This is a genomic window from Bradyrhizobium sp. dw_411 (assembly GCF_018449695.1).
Lineage (GTDB): Bacteria > Pseudomonadota > Alphaproteobacteria > Rhizobiales > Xanthobacteraceae > Bradyrhizobium.
In genome coordinates, this window is record NZ_JAAVUY010000003.1 from 145,447 (window position 1) to 165,467 (window position 20,021).

Consider the following 20,021-nt stretch of genomic DNA (forward strand, 5'->3'; position numbering starts at 1 on the left):
CGGTGCCTGAAACCATCAACGCAGTTCGTCCGCGTGCAGCGGCATGCCGATCTCGCGCAGCGCGCTTTGGATACGGTCAATCGGAGCTTCGCGAACCGTGGTGTTGCCTTCCAGCGCAATCGCGGCGGCAATGCCGGCGGCCTGTCCGGTTGCCATGCAGGCGGGAACGTTGCGGCTGCGGCCATGCGCGGCATGATCGGCCGAGATGCAACGGCCTGCGACCAGCAATTGCTCGACATCCAGCGGCACCATGCAACGGTAGGGTAGCTCATAGGGACGTAGCCCCTGGAAGTCGACGTCGCCTCCCTTCACGTCATGCACGTCAAAGGCAGAGACATCCGCTGCGATGCTGTCGGGAAAGCTCTTGTCGCCGCGGACATCGGACTCGGTGAGCGTGTACTCGCCGATGATGTGCCGGGTCTCGCGGACGCCGAGCACGGGCGCGATCTGGGCAATTTTTGCCTTGGAGAAGCCGGGCACCTTGGCGATCAAGAAAATGGCGTATTCCTCGATTTGCCGATAACATTCCACGATTGCGGCGCTGAACTCGGTCGGCGAGAACACGTTGACATTGAGGACACGCGTCGCATTGACATACATCAGGCCGTTAGCCGTCTTCAGCGTGATGTTCTCGCGCGGCAGGTCGATGTTCGTTTCCGTCCGATAGGCTTTGATCGTATTGTTGAAGCCCGTCAACCACAGACCATAGTCGAGGTCTTCGTCGTTTTCCGGAATTGCCTGCGCGGGAATATCGTCGGTCTTGCGTGCGAAACGGGCCAGTTCGACGACGTCGACGTCGGACATGGTGAAGTACATGCCGACAGGCTGCATCTTCGGGCTTCCACCATCTTCCTCGCCCGTGCCCATCACGAACGGCGCGCCGGCGCCGGCGGCGATATCGCCATCGGCCGAACAATCGATCACGACCTTGGCGCCGATGAAGCTGCGGCCGGCCTTGTTTTCGATGACCACACCGCTGATCGTTTTCCCATCGAGCACAGCACGGGACACGACTGTTTCGAACAGGATCTGGACGCCGGCATCCACGCAAAGGCGCGTCAGCAGCATCTTCATGATTTCCGGGTCGCACGGGGAGGCGATCTTGACCTTTCCTGTTTTGGTGCCGGCAAAGTAATCGTCGCCGGCGGCGCCTTCGGAACGGGCCAGGGTCCAGAGCTCGAGCGGTAGACCACCGACCAGCGCACCGGATGGTTTGGTGTTGAGGCCGAGCGTGAGGTTGCCACCAAGCGAGCCGAAGCGCTCGATCAGCACGACCTTTTTGCCCCGACGGGCTGCTGCCACGGCGGCGATGGGTCCGGTGGTCCCTCCGCCCACGACGACGATATCGGCGTCCATCAAAACGGGAATGTCGCGAGCTGGCTCTTGGATCGTACGCACTCTGTTTTCTCCCTATGCTTCGTATATGAAACATTAGTTCATTTTATGCTTTGCAAAGTAAGGTACGGCGCGGTTGTCCGTCAATCGTTTTGGTGAGCCAAATCGGATGGAATCGTCGCGTTCGCGTATTCGATGCGCCGTTTCGGTGGGGCCGGTCGTGGGATCTGCTCTTATAGAAATGGATCAATGGCCGGCAGATCACGGCCGCGCTCGAAGGCGAATTCTCGGATGTAGCGTTGCTCCGGAAAGGGAGCAGTGCGTTATGGTGGTAAAAGCGACTTTCCCTGTCGGCACTCAGCGGCAAAATAACGCGAACTTGGAATGTCCGCTTTCGGCGCTGAAGCCGAACTGCGCTTTAGCGCTCGGAACCCTGCGAACCCTTCCGCGGCGTGATGCCGGCGCCGGGCAGGGAGGCTGCCGGATGGGCCTGGGCGGTAGCGGGGCGGGCGCGATTGCGTTCGTCGTCGTAAAGGCTGGGGCGATATTTGGCGCGGGTCACCGCCATCGTCGAGCCGCGCCACGCCGCCAGCATGACCAAAGCGGATCGCTCGCTCAACCGGTCGTACAGACGCGACAGCCGGTAGACGGTTTTGACCGACGTTCCGAATTCGGGCTTGAGGAACAGCAGGACGCGCTGGAACACCGGACCAGGCATGTCCAGCACCCTGGCCGCGCAAGCCAGCGGCTCGCCGCCGGGATCGTTGACCACCTGGACGGCTACTTTCCACGGCAATATCAGCGCCTCGCCGATCTCGATCGTGAAGCTCTCGACATCGGCGGCGAAGGCGGCCATTTCCAGCGTTTCGACCGCCCGCGCCGCGCGTGCGGCGGGAACACGCGGCGAGGCCCGCAGCGGGGTTTCGGCGAGATTGTGCAGGATCAACGCGCGTTCGCTGGCGCTTGCGCCAAAAAACATTCCGCTGATTTCGGCGGCGTCCTTTGGCTGCATCGACAGGCTGGACGCCATCCGCAATTGCGTTTCGCTCATGGCCTTGACCGGCGGTGCCGATGGGGCGGTCTCCTGCGTGAACGGCGCATGCGCGGTGGAAGCCAGTGGCTTCAACCCGAGTTGTTTCATGACTTCGATCGGTGTGCCCGGATAGACCGCAAGCCGGGCCCGCACGGCCGCGCGCGTCGTGTCATCAACCTGATCGATCAGACGGGAGGTGAGTTCGACAAACTGCCGCGTCTCGTCCTCGCTATGCACGCTGGCCTGAACGAAGAGGTCGGTCAGCACACGCAGCAGAGTGGGCCTGATATCGACACCCTCCCGGCGGGAGAGCGTCATCAATCCATCAAAACCCGGGAACAACGGAGATGTGGTCATGTCAGGGATACGCGACTGAGTAATATTCGCGCCAGCCTACGATGGTTGCTTTAACAGCTCGTTAACTTTAACGAAAATCTGAAATCTTTAAGCAATTGTTGACGCGCCCCAGCGCGGATGCCGCGGGAGTGCATGCCTTCCGAGACGCTTCGGATTCAGGAGTTCGTTCCTTGCTGTGTCGTTCCTGAGCCGGCAGATGGGCGTTGGCGTATAGGAAGTCGAGATCATAAGCGCGGCGTACAGATGCGTGGCATTTTTTTTCTTATTCATCATGGATGTTGGCGCGTCCACGCCCGAATGTGCGAGCTCACCTTTGCTTGAGCCCGCTGAAAAGAAAATCACCGATCGTTGATCGGACCATAAGAGTGGTTGATCTCCATGCGGATAAGCCTCGACGTTGATGCGGTCATGTAAGACTAAATTCGTTTTTAGTTGAGAGCCGCGCGTTCGATTCCCATCTACCAGTCACTCCAGGAGTTCATCTGAACGTCAGCCTCATTTTCGATGAGCCGTTCAAGAAGAACCTTTTCAGGAAACGCTTAGGGGTGAACGGGGGAGAGACCCACCCATCCGATGGCGGAACCTGTGCGGAGGTAAAGATGATTTTGTTTTCGCGGTCATTTGTTCGCAGGCGCGTGATCTCACTCGCGACGACAGCAGCCGTCGCTGCGACATCATTGGCTTTGGCACACAGGCCGCTGAGGGCGCGAGACTCCCGCGTAACAATACCCGTCCAATATGTTGCGAGTCGGCCCGGCATTTCCGGCGAAGCGCCGTCCATGTTGGACAGCGCTAGCGCGATGCGCGCCGCCACTGGAAAAGATTCGGCAGCATCATCCCAACTTGGCGCGTCGTCTGCGTCGCCGCAATAACGAGCGCGGCTCGCCAATCGATCGACAAAGGCGAGCGCGCATTAAGGATATGCCATGGGCATTGTTCGTTTCGCCCTTAGATTTCCGCACACGTTTTACGTCGTGGCCGCCCTGATCCTGTTTCTGGGCATCGTCGCAAGCCGTGAGATGCCGACCGACATTTTTCCGGAAATAGATATTCCGGTCGTGACGGTGATCTGGAGCTATACCGGCCTCAGCACGCCGGAGATGGAGCAGAGGGTCACTACCTACAGCCAATACGCGATCAGCTCGAACGTCAACGGCATCAAGAATATCGAGGCACAGACTCTCGCCGGACTGTCGGTTCAGAAAATTTACTTTCAACCGGATGTTAATCTCGACCTCGCGATTGCACAGATCGTCTCGGCGACAAATGCCATCCGTTCTTTGCTGCCGCCGGGCATTCAGGCCCCGCTTGTGGTGCAGTTCAACGCTTCCAGCGTGCCGGTTTTGCAGGTTAGCCTGAGCTCGGACACGCTTAATGAGCAGCAACTCTACGACTACGGTATCTATCGAATTCGCCAGCAATTGGCCCCGATACCCGGCGTCACGCTGCCGACACCGGCGGGTGGAAAATATCGCCAGATCATGGTCGATCTGGACCCCTCAAAGCTGCTGGCAAAGGGCCTGACGCCGCTTGATGTCGTGAATGCGGTCAACGCGCAGAATCTCACGCTTCCCGCCGGCACCGCAAAATTCGGATCGAAGCAATACGTCGTTCGAACCAACGCGACGCCGGCTACGATCGAGGATCTCAATGACATCCCCGTCAAGGTGGTGAACGGCGCGACGGTGTTCGTGAAGGATGTCGGTCAAGTCCATGACGGATGGCTGGTGCAGCAGAACATCGTCCGGCAGAACGGCAGGCATTCGGTGTTGCTCAGCATCATCAAGAACGGCAATGCCTCGACATTGAGCGTCGTCAATGCGGTCCACCAGGCCTTGCAGACGGCCCGCGCCGCGGCGCCTCCGGGCATGGAGATCAAGGAACTGTTCGACCAGTCGGTATTCGTCAAAGATTCGGTCGCGGGAGTGCTTCGGGAGGGCGCGATCGCGGCTGCGCTCACCGGATTGATGATCCTGCTGTTTCTCGGATCATGGCGATCGACCGTGGTCGTGATGATTTCGATTCCGCTGGCGATCCTTTCGTCGCTGGTCGTGCTGTATTTCATGGGTGAGACGCTGAATACCATGACACTTGGCGGCCTGGCGCTTGCGGTGGGTATTCTGGTCGACGACTCGACGGTGACGATCGAGAACACCCATCGTCTGCTCACCGAAGAGGGGCAACCGCTGCCACAAGCGACGCTGCATGGCGCGGCGGGGATCGCCATCCCGACCCTGGTTTCGACGCTCGCGATCAGTTGTGTCTTTACATCGGTGATCTTCCTGAACGGGCCGGCGAAATATCTGTTTACGCCGCTCGGTCTGGCCGTGGTTTTCGCGATGCTTGCTTCCTATGGCCTGTCGCGAACATTGACGCCGATCACGATCGGCTTGTTGCTCAAACACGAACATCACGGTCCGGCGGAAGCGGGTTCGGCCGGGTTGTTCGCTCGTTTTCATGCCGGGTTCGAGCGCGGCTTTGAATCGATGCGCCACGCTTATTCGGGGCTTCTCACCGCATTGCTCAATCACCGGTTCATTGTTCCTGCCGTCGTGGTCCTGGTGCTCGCGCTCGGGGGCGTGATGTTGCCGCTGGTCGGGCGTGACTTCTTTCCGAACATCGATGGCGGACGGATTCAGCTCCATGTTCGTGCGCCCGCTGGAACCCGGATTGAAACGACAGAGCTGATCTTTCAGCAGGTGGAAGACAAGATTCGCCAGATCATCCCTGCGAACGATCTCGATCTCGTGGTCGATAACATCGGACTGCCGGCTCGCGCCTATAATCTGGCATTCACCGACGGATCCACGATCGGCGTCAATGACGGCGTGATTCTGGTGTCGTTGAAGGAAGGTCACAAGCCGACCGGTGACTATGTGCGCAAACTGCGCGCGGCGCTGCCCGCGGCATTTCCTGAAGACACCTTCTACTTCCAGGCAGCCGACATCGTCACCCAGATTTTGAATTTCGGGCTGCCCGCGCAAATAGATGTCCGCACCGTCGGCTACGACAAGGCCAACGACCTGCGTGTGGCAAAGGAACTGCGCGAGCGCATTGCGGCAATCCCGGGAATAGCGGATGCGCATCTTCAGCAGGAGGTCGATGCGCCGGCGTTCTACGCCGATATCGATCGTACGCGGGCCGCTCAGCTCGGGCTCAATGCGAATACCATCGCAACCAATGTCAATGTGAGCCTGAGTTCGTCGGAGCAGGTCACGCCGAATTTCTGGACCGATCCGACGTCGGGAATACCCTATTATCTCGCGGTTCAGACCCCTGAGAACCGGATCAGTTCGATCAGCGACCTCGGTAACACGCCGGTTTCCAGCTCGATATCCTCGTCCATGACGAATGTTCCGGTGCCCGGCTTGCTCAGCAACGTCGCGACGTTCAATCGCGACAAAATTCCGACCAACAGCAATCAGGCCAATGTGCAGCCGGTCTATGAAGTGTTTGCGAACGTTCAGGATCGTGACCTCGGCAGCGTATCCGGCCAGATCGGAAAGGTCGTGGCCGACCTGCAGAAGCAGTTGAAGCCCGGAAACACAATTCAGGTCATCGGCCAGATCCAGAGCATGAACGATGCGTTCATTGATCTGGGCATCGGATTATTGTTTGCTTCCGTATTCGTCTATCTGCTGATGGTCGTGAACTACCAGAATTTCGGCGATCCGTTCGTCGTCATCCTGGCGTTGCCGGCGACGTTATGCGGGATCCTCACGATGTTGTTCATTACCGGAACGACGCTCAATGTGCCTTCGCTGATGGGGGCCATCATGGCCGTTGGCGTCGCCTCGGCGAATTCCATCCTGCTGGTGACCTTCGCGCGGGAACAGCAATTGACGGGCAAGACCGCGTTCGAGGCGGCCATCGAGGCCGGGTACACACGGATCCGGCCCGTGCTGATGACGGCCGCGGCGATGATCGTCGGCATGATCCCGATGGCGATAGGTGCCGCGGGGGAAGAACAGAATGCGGCATTGGCGCGCGCGGTGATTGGTGGCTTGCTGTTCGCGACGCCGACGACGCTGCTGGTGGTGCCGTATCTGTTCGCCATGCTGCGAAAAGGCAACGACGGCAAGATACATCACGGGGTATTTGACGAGGTGCTCGAATGAATGTCCACGAACCGATTGATCCAAAATCCCCGGCGATGAAAGATAACCAATCCGAACCGGCGCCGGTCAGGCGCCGAACGGGCCGGCGATGGAAAGGCCGGCTCGCGCTGCTCGGCCCGGGACTGGCGCTGGTGGCGGCGCTGGCATGCGGAGCATGGAGTCACTATGCCCTAAGCCGCGAAGTCGCCGACACCGCCTTGCAAAGCCGCAATCTCGTTCCTGAGGTGCGGGTGACCACGGTGCAGCCGAGCAGTGGCACTGAAATCGTCACGCTGCCTGCGACGACATCGGCCTTCTCGGTCGCGAACGTCTTTGCTCGCGCCAGCGGCTATATCGACAAGCGCGAGGTCGATATCGGGGACAGAGTGAAGGCAGGGCAATTGCTCGCGGAAATCGTGGCTCCCGAGCTGGATCACCAGATTGCGCAGGCGGATGCTACGCTTGAACAGCTCCGGGCGGCCCTGCAGCAGGCCCAGGCCAATAGCGAGCTTGCAAAGGTAACCTGGGATCGCGATAACCCGCTGGTCAGCAAGGGATGGCTGACGGCGCAGCAGGGGACCATTGACGTTCAGACATTGAAGGCGCAGCAGGCCGCGGTCTCCGTGGCGCAAGCCAATGTGGTGGCGGAAGAGGCGCAGGTTCAGGTGCTGCATCAGCAGAAAATCTATCAGCGCGTCGTTGCGCCGTTCGACGGTGTGATCACCCAGCGCAATGTCGATATCGGCAGCCTGGTGCAAGCCGATGCCACCAGCGGCACGTTCATGTTCACCATCATGCAAGGCAATGTTATTCGAACCCAGGTATTCGTGCCTCAAGACCATGCCTTTGGACTTGAGCCGGGGATCGACGCGGTGGTTCACGTTCCGGAAATCCCGGATCGTACGTTTCCCGGCAAGGTGACGCGCATCGCGAATGCCTTGCAACCCGGTTCGCGGACACTGTTGACCGAAATCGATATTCCGAATCCCGATGGCGTTCTGACGCCCGGAATCTATTGCACCATAGACCTCCATATCCCGCGCAAGGCCCCGAGCTTCACGATCCCCGCCGATGCGATCATCTTCAACGAATCCGGAGTGCAGGTCGCCGTCGTCGAGAACGGTGCGGTGCACCTGCGCAAGGTCGCGGTGATCCGCGATCTTGGCGAGGAGGTTGAGGTCAATAGCGGCGTGAAACAGGGCGACCGGTTGATTCTCAACCCGGCGGTCGATCTTGCCGAAGGCAGCAAAGTAACAACCGCACCCGCGGTCGCGCAGGTTTCCTGATTGCGGCGCCGGGCCGGGAGCCATCGAGCCAATGACATTCTTGGCCAGGCGCCGATGTCATCCGATCATGAAGTTTGATACGTGGAGTTGGCTGATCGTGGTGCCAACAAAGTCGATGGACCCGGCGGCTGGGTCGGTCCCCAGCGCAAGCAGGGTGCCGCCGTGTCCATCGCCATGCAATGCGCTCATGATGTCGGCAGCGGAGTGGTAGTTGCCGACCCCGTTCATAAGATGGACGATGCCGAGCGCGTCGCCGCCGAAGCCGGTGATTGTATCGACCTGGCTGCTGGAATTTATCGAGACAGCCAGACCCACACCTTGATCGACGATATCGACATGGGCTTGACCATTGATGATCGCCTGATTGCCGGACCCGACGAAATGGAATTGGTCCGAGCCGCCATTGGCCGTCAGCACGTCCAGCCCGATCTGATTGCTGACCGTGGCTTGTGATCCATTGAGCACGACGTGGTTGCCCGTTCCGGCCAGCGTAATCGTATCGTGGCCCGCGCCGGTGACCACGCTGTCCAATCCGCTTCCGGCCGTGATCGTGTTGGTCCCGGAGCCGACGGCAATCTGATTTCCCATTCCCCCAAGCGTCACGGTATCGTTGCCATTGCCTAGACTGACCTGGTTATTGCCATCTCCGCCCATGACGACGTCACTGCCATCACCAAGGGTGACTGTGTTGCCGTAACCAGCGATCGTCACCTTGTCGGAACCGTTGCCAGCGGTCACCTGGCTTGTGCCATCACCCGCATGCACAACATCGTTGCCGTTGCCGAGTGTGATACTGTTTCCATATCCGCCGATGTTGACAGTGTCGCTGCCATTGCCGAACGCAATCGTGGTGGCGCCTGTCGATCCAGTCACCGTGATGTCGCCGTTCCCGGCGGTGACGTGGTTGACGATCCCCTGCAGGTGGACCGTGCCATTGCCGCTTGGCAGATCGACCGTGCTGTACAATCCTGCATAGACGGTGTCGTTTCCGCCATTGCCGTGGATGGTGTTGAACATTCCAAAGGCGTTGATGATATCATCGCCAGTCGTACCCTGGATGATCGCGTAACCGGACGCCGGGCCGTCGATCGTGTCAGGCGCGGCTTGATGTGTGTCCGTGACGGAAGTGCTGGCGTCGCTTACGGTCAGGCCGACGCTACTCGTATCGCTCAGAGTGAATGTCGTCGTCGCGCTGCCGTCGCCGTGCTGTGAGGCCGTGAAGGTGAGGTTGTGCAGCCCGGCGGTGAGGTCGGCAGCAGTGGTGGCGGCCAATTCGTAAATGCCGTTTCCGAGCGAGATTAGCCCTGTCCCGGACAAAACGCCGCCCGCGCCAGCGAGTGTGATCGTCAAACTATCCGTTGCTCCCGCGTTCGGATCGGTAATCGCTACAGCAGCGAATGGATTGATCGCAGCTTCGTTGCTGGTCTCTTGTCCCGACACGGCTCCGGCGATGGTCGGTAAGGCCGCCGCCGTGAGCAGTATGCCGCCGGAACTGTCCCTGGTGATGCCGAAATGCGTGACCGACGTATTCGCCAGCGTGAAGCTCTCACTGGCTGCACCGTTGCTGACAGTGAGAGTCGAGCCGGACACGTTTGTTGTTGCTCCGCCTGTATAAGACAAGCCGGACAGATCGATTGAGTCGCCGAGCGCGATGCCGGTAATCTGGCTTGCAAAGGTCGATGTGCCGGAAAGCACCTTCTGCTCGATCTTGAGTGTGCCTTGTCCGGAGAAAGTGATGGCGTCATCCGAAATCGCCCCGGCTTTCAGATCAAGCGCGCCGCCGGCGATCGTGGTCGCACCGATGATGCCGCCGGTCTCGACAAGCTCGGTAGCGCCAAGATGAATCGTCGAAGCATTCGCAGTGCCCTCGTTGAGGACATCAAGCGTACCGCCATTGAGCGTCGTGGACGTAATGATCGCGCCGTCCGAGACGGAAAGGCTGCCCGAATTGAGGATCGTGCCGGTCGCTGCACTGGCATCGATGGCCGGAAGATTGTAAATCGGATAGCTGGCTGCAGGATCCGGAATCGATCCTGAAACGGTCATGACGCCACCGTTGACGGTGGTGTTCGATGCAATGCCCGCGCCCGATAAATGAAGCTCAGCACCGCTGCCGACAATGGTTGAATCGAGTTGGCTCCTGATGACTTCGGCAAATTGCCCCCCGGGAGAGTAATAGATCGTCTCTCCTGAAACATTGACGGCGCCGCCTGACTCGATGACGTCGCCACTGACTTTGCCTCCAGCGGTCACATTCTGGATACCACCGGAACTGATGGTGGTCGCGGTCACAATGCCGCCGTCGATATCCTGCTCGCCGCCATTGTTGACGGAGGTGTGATCGGCGCTCCCGGGACCTGGCTCGTCATGTATATAGATGCCCTCCACACGCTGAATGCCACCCATGTTGATGGTTGTGTAGCTCGCAACGGCGCTGAGCGCGATATCCTGTTCGCCGCCATTGATCACGGTATTATTGGCAGTGCCTCCTTGGTCAGATTGTCCGACGAGTTGCGTGCCGCCGGCTGAAATCGTCGTGTTGTTGGCTACACCAAAGACTTTAAACACCACGCCACTCGACACGGTGAATCCATCTTCCTCATAGCCATAGTCAGCAAGCAGCGTTGAACCACTCTCGAAAACGGTGTTGGTTTTGACAGCCCCTTCTTCAAGGACGAGTGTTCCGCCTGAAGCGACGACACTGTTCTCCACCACGCCGCCGCTCAAAACGGCCAGCGTCACAGTATTTGCGACGGTGAATCCGTTTTCGGTCGCGCCATCGCCGATCTGCAGGGTGCTGTTAGCGTTAAGCACCAATCCGGAACTAACGGCGTCACCATACAAGTAAAGCACGCCGTATTGATTTACCGTCGTATCGGCCGCCGTACCGCCTGCGTCGACAATTAAAGTGGAGTACGCGTCAACTATCGTACCGGCAACCACTCCTCCATCCGAAACGGTCAATGTTCCATCACCTTCAACGGTGGTTCCGGTGGCCCTGCTGTGGTCGACGGCCGGCGCGCCCGGGACGTTGGCAAAAGGATCCGGTATCGATCCCGAGACGGTCATAACACCGCCATTGACGATCGCATTCACTGCGGTTCCGCCACCTGTGATATCGAGTTCGCCTCGGTAGTTGACGGTTGCCGCGGTCGCAACGCTTTGGATGACGGGCTCGGGGAACACGGGGGCGGTTTCTACAGTCTCACCCGAAACCGTGAGCTTGCCGCCGGAATTGACGATCGTGCCGCTTGCACTGCCGCCATTCGTCACATTCTGGACGCCGCCGGAATTGACAGTCGTTGTGGTTACAATGCCGGTGTCGACATCCTGCTCGCCGCCATTATTGATTGTGGTGTGATCGGCCGCTCCCGGGTTTGGTCCTTCATGGACATACTCACCGGTGACATGCTGCCGGCCACCGATGTTGATCGTCGTGAAGCTTGCGACGCCGTCAATGAGGACGTCCTGTTCCCCGCCATTGATAACGCTGTTGGTTGCCGTACTGGTTCCTACAGAGCCGCCGACGCTCTGCAAGCCGCCGGTCTCGATTGTCGTATCGTCCACCGAAGCGGCATCGGTGACATCCATCGTATCGCCGTTGTGAAGGGTAATGCCATTGGCGGGGGCGACGACTGTCATCGGACTGCTCCATGATTAGCGCGCGAATTGAAAAATCACACAGTCAACGCTGACTGAAACGACTTCCAAAAGAAAATCGCTGCCGTTGATCGATACGCGTCAAGCGATCATTATTTTAAGTGGGATTTGTGACCGGCCTCCCGCGCACTTCGAAGAAGCCGGATGTTTTTCGTGTGACGAAGAAATTGCCATGAAGAACCGGACGATAATTGCCTGATGAGGTCTTCGGCAGAGTGGCAAAAGTTGTGGCGAGAAATTTGCTCGCAATTTGCGCACGTCGTGCCAGGGAGAGATTGATCAGTAACATTGCGTCGATGTTGCTCAAGCACATCGAGTTCCCACAACGTCGCTTGCGATGCGGATTGCCGGATACTGGACGGTCATTCCCGATCAGGCGTCGCCGCCGGCGGCTCACCGCGCCGTGGGCGCCATCGCACGGCTTTTCCATATTTCCGGCTCGAAGCCAACTTCGATCCCAGGTGCGAAATTAAGATGCCGTTAACCACGTCCTGTTTTTAATGTTGACGTGTCGCCGGCAAATCACGCCGGAGCGGCAACCAGAGAGAATTTGGCATGGGCACTATTATTGAATTTCCGGCGGATGCGGCAGCGCGACGGCTGGGCCCAACCATGGAGGGCGCGCCGCGCGAAGGCATGGGCACCGTCCTTATTCTTCCTGTCATCCGGATCGAGCGCGAACCCGAGGAAACCAGCGGTGGTCGCGGGCCGGAAGAGGGCACGGCGCCGCGCCGCCGCCGCCGCCGAAGATAACATCGGACATTGGATATGCCGGAGACGTTTTTTCCGATCCGGACCAGAGCGCGGGTTCCGGTCGCCGCCGCAACGTTGTTTCTGCTCGGCCTGACGCTCGGGGGATGCAGCGGCGGCGATTTCGGCCGCACCCGCCAGGATTTTGTCAACGACGACATGCATCGATGGATGGGCGGCGAGGCCACCGGCAGCATTGGTCTGCGGGCGTCGCAATTCCAGCTCACCGATGGTGAACGCCAGCTTCGCGATCAGGCCTATCCCCTGATCGAACCGCCGCATTCGCGCCCCGCCTGGAAGAGCGTGTTTGGCGATTATGCCGTGCTGCCGTCGCCGTGGCGGCAGAAACAGCCGCCGTTCGACCGCACCACCTATGGGCGCCAGTTAATCGATGAGCCGCACCGCTCCCACGCCTCGCGCTATTCGCAGATGACCGACGATGTGCGCGACGACATCACCCGGTTCGAGCCGTTCTACGCCAATGCCGGGCGGGTGCTCGATCTGGACAGAAAACGCAAGGCCAGCCTCGCGCATGTTTCGGAATTGTCGCCGCGCGAACGCGCCGACGCGGTCGCCCGGATGGAAGAGAATACCCTGATCGTGCAATGGGTGCAGCAATGCCTGGAGCGCAGGATCTCGTCCTACCGGTGGGCGCTCGAGCGGCTGGTGATCCAGGCGCCGGACAACATGGCGGCGGAAGTCGATCGATTGATCAATGAGCTCGCCGCCCAGACCGCCAATCCGCCGGTCGCGACACAGCCCGTGATCGGACACGCCGTCGTCTCGAAGGGCTAGAGATTCCGTCGCGATCAGCGTTTGGCCGGCGTCGGCTCGGTCTGCACCTTGCAGCTTGATGCGGCGAGTGAAGCCTGGGCCTGCGGCATCAAGCCGGGCTCAGCCGCCAAGGCCTTCAAGACGATCAGTCCCGCCGCGGTAGGAGAATCGATGATCAGGCGGTCGGCCGCGGTCACGTCTTCATCTTCGGGCAATTCGGCATGCTGCGCCTCGGTCATCAGATCGAGCTCGATCACTTTTCGCCCGGCGGAGCGGTCGTTGATGGCGTAATAGGCCACTTCATTGCGCGTATAGAACGACACGGACGTGTAGGCCTGACTGACGGGGACCGTGAGCTTGATCGGTCCGCCTGAGAGGTCATAGCGGCAGATCGCGGTGGCGAAGGCCGGATCCATGAACGGCATCGAAGCGTTGTTCGGATCGGCCTGCGGCAGCGGACTGACGGCGTTGAGTTTCGTCAACGGCGTGAGACGCGAATAGGCGTCCTGGGTCGCAATCCGCGGCAGCGCCAGCACGCTGACGAGATGCACGACGCCGCCGAGCAGCACGCCTGCGACGATGGTGAACAGCAGCCGGATCATGGGCAACCCACCGTCGTAATCGTCGGCATCGGCGCATCGCGCTGGGTTCGCGTCGCCACGCCGACCGGGGTGTCGTACAGCCGGAGCATCAGCGCGTAACGCTCGATGCCCCCGGTGGGCAGCCAGTTGCCCGCACGCGATCGCGACGCGACCCGGACCTCAAACGCGCCGTCGGCGCCGCGGATGATTTCCTGACTGGTGAAGCCGTAGCGTTGCAGCGTGTTCGCGACCAGGCGTCCTTTGGTGTCGTAGAGCGTCAAGGTCCAGAACCGCGCCGCGGGCGTGACGCCGCTGACGATCACGTCGCAACGGCCATCGAGCGGCCGCTTGCGATCGTCCGTTGTCGCCGAGAAGGCCACGCCGTCACCGGTGCCGATCGGCAACTCGCCGCTGCGCGCGATGGAGGCGCGTGAATAGGGATCGACGTCGGCGGTGCCGGTTTTGGGCCGGGCGGTCCAGGCGCCGATTTTCAGCGTGCCGAGATCGGTGCCGCGCGTCGCCGTCATCCACGTCGCGCCGAGGCCGACGACGGTGGCAAGGATCAGCGCGAGTAACGTGATGAAGATCAGCCGCACGGTCAGTTCTTGCGCGGCGCTGATTTGGCCGGATCGCCTGGGGCTGCCGCTGCAAAGCTTTCAGGGTACGGAAGCGAGGTCGATGAGACCGGCTTGGCTGGTTTTGCGGGATCTACAGGCGGCGTGTTGCCCGCGGTCTGCGCCGCATCGTCGAGCAGTTTTTCAACATGCATCAGGGCATCCGCGCCGCGTCTGGTGAGGATCGGAGACACCGCAGACTTGGCCTCCTGAGCCCTCACGGCGCCATTCGCGGCCATGGTCGTTGCGGCGGGCGCAGGCAATTTCGTGCCCGCGCCGATACCGGCGATTTCCTTGATCTCGACGCCCTGATGGGCTGCGACCATGATGTCGTGCCAGGTCTGCGCCGGCAGCGAGCCGCCGGTCATGCGGTTGGTCGCCGAATAATCGTCGTTGCCGTACCAGACCGCGCAGGTGAAATTGCCGGTGTATCCGACGAACCATGCATCGCGATAGGCGTTGGTGGTACCGGTCTTGCCGGCGGTCGGAATGCCGTCGAGGGCCGCGCGCCGCGCGGTGCCTTCGCTGACCACATGGCTCATCATGCCCGCCATGTCGGCGGCGACCGAAGCCGGGATCGCCTGCAGCGGTTTCTTGCCGTCGCGGTCGAAACGCCAGACCAGATCGCCGGCGCCGGTGCGGACTTCCAGCACGGCGTGCGGCGTGACCGATTTTCCCTTGTTGGGGAATGTCGCGTAGGCCACAGCGTGTTCGAGCACGGTGACTTCGTCGGCGCCGATCGGCAGCGACGGCGTATCCGGCAGCGGCGCCTTGATGCCGAAGCGGCGCGCGACTTCCACGATCTTTTCACGGCCGGCCTTCGGGCCGCCCTTGCCGCCGATCGCGATCGACAGTTTTACCGGAACGACGTTGATCGAGCGGGTGATAGCCTGCGTCAGCGTCACCGCGCCGGAATAAGAGTGGCCGTAATTCTGCGGACACCAATTGCCGATGCAGACCGGACCATCGACCACGATCGAGGTCGGCTTGAAACCGTTGAGCAGCGCTGTCGTGTAGACATATGGCTTGAACGACGAGCCGGGCTGCCGGTAGGCGTCGGTGGCGCGGTTGAACTGGCTGGCGCCATAGTCGCGGCCGCCGACCATCGCGCGCACGCCGCCGTCGAGATCGGCCACCACGGTCGCCGCCTGCGTGGCGTGATAGTCGCGGCCGAACTGGCGCAACTGGTTCTCGATGGCGTCTTCCGCGGCGCGCTGCACGTTCAGGTCGATCGCGGTGCGGACCACGAAAACGCGCTCATTGTAGGATTTCGGGAACGTGTCGACCAGCTTGCGCATCTCGTCGAACGCCCAGTCGAGATAATAGTTCGGCGAATTCTCGTCGCGGCGATCGACCGCGGTGGCCGGATTGCGCCGGGCGCCGAACACCTGGCCCTCGGTCATGAAGCCGGCGTCGACCAGATTATCCAGCACCACGTTGGCGCGGGCACGCGCCGCGGGCAGGTTGATATGCGGCGCATATTTGGTGGGCGCCTTGAACAGCCCGGCGAGCATCGCGGCTTCCGCCAGATTGACGTCGCGCGCGGACTTGTTGAAATAGAAGTGCGCAGCCGCGTCGACGCCGAAAGTGCCGCCGCCCATATAGGCGCGATCGAGATAGAGCTTCAGAATTTCGTTCTTGGTGAGCCGCGTCTCGAGCCAGATCGCGAGAAATGCTTCGTTGACCTTGCGCTCGATGGTGCGCTCATTGCTCAGGAACAGATTCTTGGCCAACTGCTGGGTCAGCGACGAACCACCCTGTCGCACGCCGCCGGCCTGCGCGTTGGTCACCAGCGCGCGAGCGGTGCCGGCGATGTCGATGCCGAAATGATCGTAGAAGCGGCGGTCTTCGGTCGCCAGCGTCGCCTTGATCAGATTGTCCGGAAAATCTTCCAGCGGAATCGAGTCATTATGCTTGATGCCGCGGCTGCCGATCGGGTTGCCGTAGCGATCGAGGAACGTGACGGCGAGATCGGATTTCTTCAGCCAGTCTTCGTCGGCGGTTTCGCGAAACGCCGGCACTGCGAGCGCCAGCATCAACAGCAATCCGCCAAGTCCGAGCGTGGCGGCTTCCGACAACGGTTCGATGAAGATCCAGCGCTTCCAGCGGCCGACATAGAAACGATCCATGAACGTCGAGAAACGCTCATAGAGTTCGCGGGCGCCCTTGCCGGAGGAGAACAGCGTTGAATCGATGCGCGCATCGAGATCCAGCAGCCAGTGCCGGATCTTTTTCTTCCATTCCGTAGGTACGATCTTGCGCACCGGGACCCTTGGTCAGTTTGCAGCGCTCAAGCACCCGGCTGGGGCACCGTCGAGACGTCTTGCGGGAATGTTGCGGCAAACCCAAGGCGCTATTACGCCACGGGGGACTCCATCCCTATCTATCCGAGCGAGGGCCATAAACCAATGGTCCTGCTGCTATTTCGATCGGCAGGGCTAACGCTGTCCCGGCCTTTTCGATTGCCTCGCCATCGCAATTGCACCTGTGATGCTGCAGCCTCCAGGGCCCGGTTCCGATGAAGTCAGAACCGGGCTCTAATCTCAGGTTTTGACGCGTTTTCTTTCCACGAACCGGTATCCACTTCACTCGAAAACGCTATAGAACGGCCTTTTACGGCCCTCAGGCCCATTACGCCCGGAAATCGTCAGGACTCATGACCGCCCCGCCCAAGCCGCCCTCGACTCAAGAGGGATTCTTTTGGAAAACCAAGACGTTGGAGCAGATGTCCAGCGCCGAATGGGAAAGCCTGTGCGACGGCTGTGCGCGGTGCTGCCTGGAGAAATTGGAGGACGAGGACACCGGCAAGATCTATTTCACCCATGTTTCCTGCAAATTGCTGGATGCCGGGCTTTGTGCCTGTAAGGATTATGCAAATCGCTCCGATCAGGTTCCGGATTGCGTCCGACTCACGCCAGAAAATGTCCGCACGCTGAACTGGCTGCCACCGAGTTGCGGTTACAAGCTGGTCGCCGAAGGGCGCGATCTCTACTGGTGGCATCCCCTGGTTTCCGGCGACCCCAACACGGTCCATGAAGCCGGTGTTTCCGTGCGCGGGCGGGTGCAAGGAACCGAGGACGAGATCGCGGACGCCGATCTCGAGGATCATATCGTGCGATGGCCGGCGCTGCTGCCGAAGCGGGCGCGGCTGAAAAAGCGGCCAAAATCCTGAAACCGCGCTGCTCATCCCGTCACGGGATTGCGTTGGTCCTCCGGCGGGACGCACCCATGCGCGCAACCCGCTGCCAAAGCGCCGGTTTTCCGCTTAAGTAACGGGCAATATGATGATTCCCGCGGCCTTTGCCCGCGCACCCCGTATAACCCCAATTCCGCATGAACAAGTTCGAACGGCAAAGCCCCCAACCGGCTGACCAACAGACATTGCCCGATGCCGTCCCCGGTGGCCTGTCACAATTGTCAACTGAAGTCATCGATATCAGCGATGCGCCGCCGATCGCGCCGCCTGCGCCGCTGACGCCGAGCGAAGTTCACACCATCCTGCTCAGCCTGATGCTGTCGATGTTTCTGGCCGCACTCGACCAGACCATCGTCGCCACCGCGCTGCCGACCATCGGGCGGCAGTTCCGCGACGTCTCCAGCCTGTCATGGGTGATCACGGCCTATCTGCTGGCTTCGACCGCGGTGGCCCCGGTGTTCGGTACGCTCAGCGACATCTACGGTCGCAAGGCCACGATCATCACCGCGATGAGCCTGTTCATGGTGGGTTCGATTCTGTGCGCGGTGGCGCCGAACATGCCAGTCTTGATCCTGGCGCGCGGACTGCAAGGGCTCGGCGGCGGCGGCATCCTGCCGATCGTGCAGACCGTGATTGCGGACGTGGTGTCGCCGCGCGAGCGCGGTCAGTACCAGGCCTATTTTAGCGGCGTGTGGATGGCGGCCGGCATCGGGGGACCGATTCTTGGCGGCGTCTTCGCAGAACATCTGCATTGGTCGATGATCTTCTGGATCAACGTGCCGCTTGGGCTGACAGCGCTGGCGCTGCTGTTGCCGAAAATGGGCAAGATCCCGGTGTTCCACCGAAAGCGCAAGGTCGACTGGCTCGGCGGCGTGCTGCTGATGGCTTCCGCCGTGCTGTTCATGCTGGTGCTGACGTGGGGTGGTAACCGGTATCTGTGGTTGTCACCGGCGATCACCGGGATGATCGGCGCCTCGGTCGCACTGGCGCTGTCGTTCGTATGGCATGTCCGGCGCACCGATGAACCATTTTTGCCGCTGCCGCTGCTGGGCGGAGCAGTCGTGCCCTATGCAATGGGCGGCGGCAGTCTGGCGATGGGCGCGATGCTGGGGCTGACCGTGCATCTGCCGCTCTATTATGAGGTGGTCTATCACCTCAGTGCCAGCGAGGCAGGGCTTGCGCTGATTCCGCTGGCGGCGGTCTCGACCGGCGGCGCCGCGATTGCCGGCCGGGCGATGGCGCGCTCCAAACATTACAAGCGTGTCGCAATCATCGGAGCGTTGTGTGGGGCATTGGCGGGCGGCGCGCTGGCGTCGACGTTCATGCCGCTGTGGGTTTTGCTGGTGCTGTTGTCGCTGTTTGCGCTCGGTCTTGGCACCGTGTTCCCGGTCACGACGGTTTCGGCGCAAAATTCCGTAGTGCGGTCGCAGGTCGGCACCGTGACCGGGGCGCTGAACTTTTTCCGCTCGCTGAGCGCGTCGTTTACAGTGGCCGTCTTCACCGCGATCCTGCTGATGGCGTTGGGGGCGGATATTTCGCTGAGCGGCGAGCATCACGGACCGGTGAACTCTATTCCGGTTGCCGACATGGTTATCGCGTTTCGTTATGTGTTCGCCGCCGCTACGGTGATGCTGGCGGCAGCCTCGCTGTGTGTCGTCCTTATGGAAGAGAAGCCGCTGGCGGGTCCATCCACGCCGCTGGAGATGGCCGAGTAGGGCGCTCTGCCCTGAAGCGGTAAACTTGCCGGCTTGGCGATGACTTCGTCTATCCCTGCGCCGCGATTTGATCTAACAGCGGCGCCAGCAAATCAAGCAGTGGAATCCGAAGGAGCCGGCCATGAGCAAAGCCACCGTTGAGCAGACCCGGATGGGCACCGAAGGCATCGCCTTTTGTATCGCGCGTACTCTGATCGAGCGTGATCCCTCGTTGAAGGCGCCGATGCGCGCCAATCTGCGCAAGATGTGGGAACTGCTCGAGCAGCGGGAAGATCACGACGCCGCCGATATGGTGGATACGATGATCAAGGCGCTCAACGATCCCGCGTTCTTCAAGCCGTGAGCTTGCGGTTAATCTGCCTGTGAGGCCTGAAGCCGACGCTCTCCTCCGACATCGGCGGGAGTTCCGGCGCCGTTATCGTGCGTTCGGCGCTCCCCGGCGGATCAGCACGTTGGCGATCAGAGCGCGCAAAATAGCCTTCATCGGGTGACGGGAATTCGCCAGTTCGGCGGCGGCGGATTGCTCGTCGATCTCCTCGCGCAGGACACCGATATAGTTCTTTCTCAAATCCTGCTTCTGCACTGGCATGTTCGCTCACCCCTGAGACGCCGGTCGCAACCAT

Annotated in this window: 15 protein-coding genes; 7 read left to right on the top strand and 8 right to left on the bottom strand. The window is 60.7% G+C overall.

The window, feature by feature from the left end; translation table 11 throughout:
• Positions 1 to 15: 15 nt before the first annotated feature.
• Positions 16 to 1,398 carry an FAD-dependent oxidoreductase gene (locus HB676_RS05765; protein ID WP_213736739.1) on the bottom strand — a complete coding sequence of 461 codons (1,383 nt, stop codon included), beginning with the start codon at positions 1,396 to 1,398 and terminating at the stop codon, positions 16 to 18.
• A gap of 355 nt (positions 1,399 to 1,753) precedes the next feature.
• The gene (locus HB676_RS05770) at positions 1,754 to 2,686 is read right to left on the bottom strand and encodes a DUF2336 domain-containing protein (protein WP_249780077.1); all 933 of its coding nucleotides are present in this window, start codon (positions 2,684 to 2,686) and stop codon (positions 1,754 to 1,756) included.
• A 965-nt stretch (positions 2,687 to 3,651) separates the two neighbouring features.
• Here HB676_RS05770 and HB676_RS05775 point away from each other — a divergent pair.
• Both HB676_RS05775 and HB676_RS05780 read left to right on the top strand, forming a co-directional pair.
• Complete coding sequence (locus HB676_RS05775; protein WP_213736741.1) at positions 3,652 to 6,843, top strand: efflux RND transporter permease subunit; 3,192 nt, start codon at positions 3,652 to 3,654, stop codon at positions 6,841 to 6,843.
• Positions 6,844 to 6,878: 35 nt separating this feature from the next.
• On the top strand, positions 6,879 to 8,108 hold the full coding sequence (locus HB676_RS05780) for an efflux RND transporter periplasmic adaptor subunit (RefSeq protein WP_249780078.1): 1,230 nt from the start codon (positions 6,879 to 6,881) through the stop codon (positions 8,106 to 8,108).
• A 57-nt stretch (positions 8,109 to 8,165) separates the two neighbouring features.
• On the opposite strand, the gene HB676_RS05785 is transcribed toward HB676_RS05780, so the two are convergent.
• Together HB676_RS05785 and HB676_RS05790 are read right to left on the bottom strand one after the other, a co-directional pair.
• A complete protein-coding gene (locus HB676_RS05785; protein ID WP_213736743.1) occupies positions 8,166 to 11,750 on the bottom strand; it encodes a hypothetical protein in 3,585 nt (1,194 codons plus the stop codon).
• 115 nt (positions 11,751 to 11,865) lie between these two features.
• Entirely contained in the window at positions 11,866 to 12,075 is a 210-nt protein-coding gene (locus HB676_RS05790) for a hypothetical protein (protein WP_213736744.1), read from the bottom strand.
• Between the two features lie 248 nt (positions 12,076 to 12,323).
• Between HB676_RS05790 and HB676_RS05795 the strand changes: the two genes are divergently transcribed.
• On the top strand, positions 12,324 to 12,521 hold the full coding sequence (locus HB676_RS05795) for a hypothetical protein (protein WP_213736745.1): 198 nt from the start codon (positions 12,324 to 12,326) through the stop codon (positions 12,519 to 12,521).
• 15 nt (positions 12,522 to 12,536) lie between these two features.
• The gene (locus HB676_RS05800; RefSeq protein WP_213736746.1) at positions 12,537 to 13,313 is read left to right on the top strand and encodes a hypothetical protein; all 777 of its coding nucleotides are present in this window, start codon (positions 12,537 to 12,539) and stop codon (positions 13,311 to 13,313) included.
• A gap of 14 nt (positions 13,314 to 13,327) precedes the next feature.
• On the opposite strand, the gene HB676_RS05805 is transcribed toward HB676_RS05800, so the two are convergent.
• From HB676_RS05805 to HB676_RS05815, 3 genes are read right to left on the bottom strand one after another with little or no spacing between them, the layout of a single operon-like run.
• On the bottom strand, positions 13,328 to 13,894 hold the full coding sequence (locus HB676_RS05805) for a DUF1254 domain-containing protein (RefSeq protein ID WP_213736747.1): 567 nt from the start codon (positions 13,892 to 13,894) through the stop codon (positions 13,328 to 13,330).
• Positions 13,891 to 14,469 carry a DUF1214 domain-containing protein gene (locus HB676_RS05810; RefSeq protein WP_213736748.1) on the bottom strand — a complete coding sequence of 193 codons (579 nt, stop codon included), beginning with the start codon at positions 14,467 to 14,469 and terminating at the stop codon, positions 13,891 to 13,893. The genes HB676_RS05805 and HB676_RS05810 overlap by 4 nt, the downstream gene beginning before the upstream one ends.
• A gap of 2 nt (positions 14,470 to 14,471) precedes the next feature.
• Complete coding sequence (locus tag HB676_RS05815; RefSeq protein WP_213736749.1) at positions 14,472 to 16,751, bottom strand: PBP1A family penicillin-binding protein; 2,280 nt, start codon at positions 16,749 to 16,751, stop codon at positions 14,472 to 14,474.
• A 392-nt stretch (positions 16,752 to 17,143) separates the two neighbouring features.
• Here HB676_RS05815 and HB676_RS05820 point away from each other — a divergent pair, with 392 nt between their 5' ends.
• From HB676_RS05820 to HB676_RS05830, 3 genes are all read left to right on the top strand, one after another.
• On the top strand, positions 17,144 to 17,659 hold the full coding sequence (locus tag HB676_RS05820; protein WP_213736750.1) for a YcgN family cysteine cluster protein: 516 nt from the start codon (positions 17,144 to 17,146) through the stop codon (positions 17,657 to 17,659).
• A gap of 161 nt (positions 17,660 to 17,820) precedes the next feature.
• Positions 17,821 to 19,398: an MDR family MFS transporter gene (locus HB676_RS05825; RefSeq protein WP_213736751.1), complete on the top strand. Its 1,578-nt coding sequence runs from the start codon at positions 17,821 to 17,823 to the stop codon at positions 19,396 to 19,398.
• 121 nt (positions 19,399 to 19,519) lie between these two features.
• Entirely contained in the window at positions 19,520 to 19,741 is a 222-nt protein-coding gene (locus HB676_RS05830; RefSeq protein WP_213736752.1) for a hypothetical protein, read from the top strand.
• A gap of 72 nt (positions 19,742 to 19,813) precedes the next feature.
• Here HB676_RS05830 and HB676_RS05835 read toward each other — a convergent pair whose 3' ends face one another.
• Entirely contained in the window at positions 19,814 to 19,981 is a 168-nt protein-coding gene (locus tag HB676_RS05835) for a hypothetical protein (RefSeq protein WP_213736753.1), read from the bottom strand.
• Between the last annotated feature and the right edge of the window lie 40 nt (positions 19,982 to 20,021).

Bases quoted from the DNA above. Each gene is read 5' to 3' on its own strand.
- HB676_RS05805 (WP_213736747.1), bottom strand. From the start codon at position 13,894: ATGATCCGGCTGCTGTTCACCATCGTCGCAGGCGTGCTGCTCGGCGGC.
- HB676_RS05770 (WP_249780077.1), bottom strand. From the start codon at position 2,686: ATGACGCTCTCCCGCCGGGAGGGTGTCGATATCAGGCCCACTCTGCTG.
- HB676_RS05830 (WP_213736752.1), top strand. From the start codon at position 19,520: ATGAGCAAAGCCACCGTTGAGCAGACCCGGATGGGCACCGAAGGCATC.
- HB676_RS05825 (WP_213736751.1), top strand. From the start codon at position 17,821: ATGAACAAGTTCGAACGGCAAAGCCCCCAACCGGCTGACCAACAGACA.
- HB676_RS05775 (WP_213736741.1), top strand. From the start codon at position 3,652: ATGGGCATTGTTCGTTTCGCCCTTAGATTTCCGCACACGTTTTACGTC.
- HB676_RS05820 (WP_213736750.1), top strand. From the start codon at position 17,144: ATGACCGCCCCGCCCAAGCCGCCCTCGACTCAAGAGGGATTCTTTTGG.
- HB676_RS05800 (WP_213736746.1), top strand. From the start codon at position 12,537: ATGCCGGAGACGTTTTTTCCGATCCGGACCAGAGCGCGGGTTCCGGTC.
- HB676_RS05785 (WP_213736743.1), bottom strand. From the start codon at position 11,750: ATGACAGTCGTCGCCCCCGCCAATGGCATTACCCTTCACAACGGCGAT.
- HB676_RS05780 (WP_249780078.1), top strand. From the start codon at position 6,879: ATGAAAGATAACCAATCCGAACCGGCGCCGGTCAGGCGCCGAACGGGC.
- HB676_RS05795 (WP_213736745.1), top strand. From the start codon at position 12,324: ATGGGCACTATTATTGAATTTCCGGCGGATGCGGCAGCGCGACGGCTG.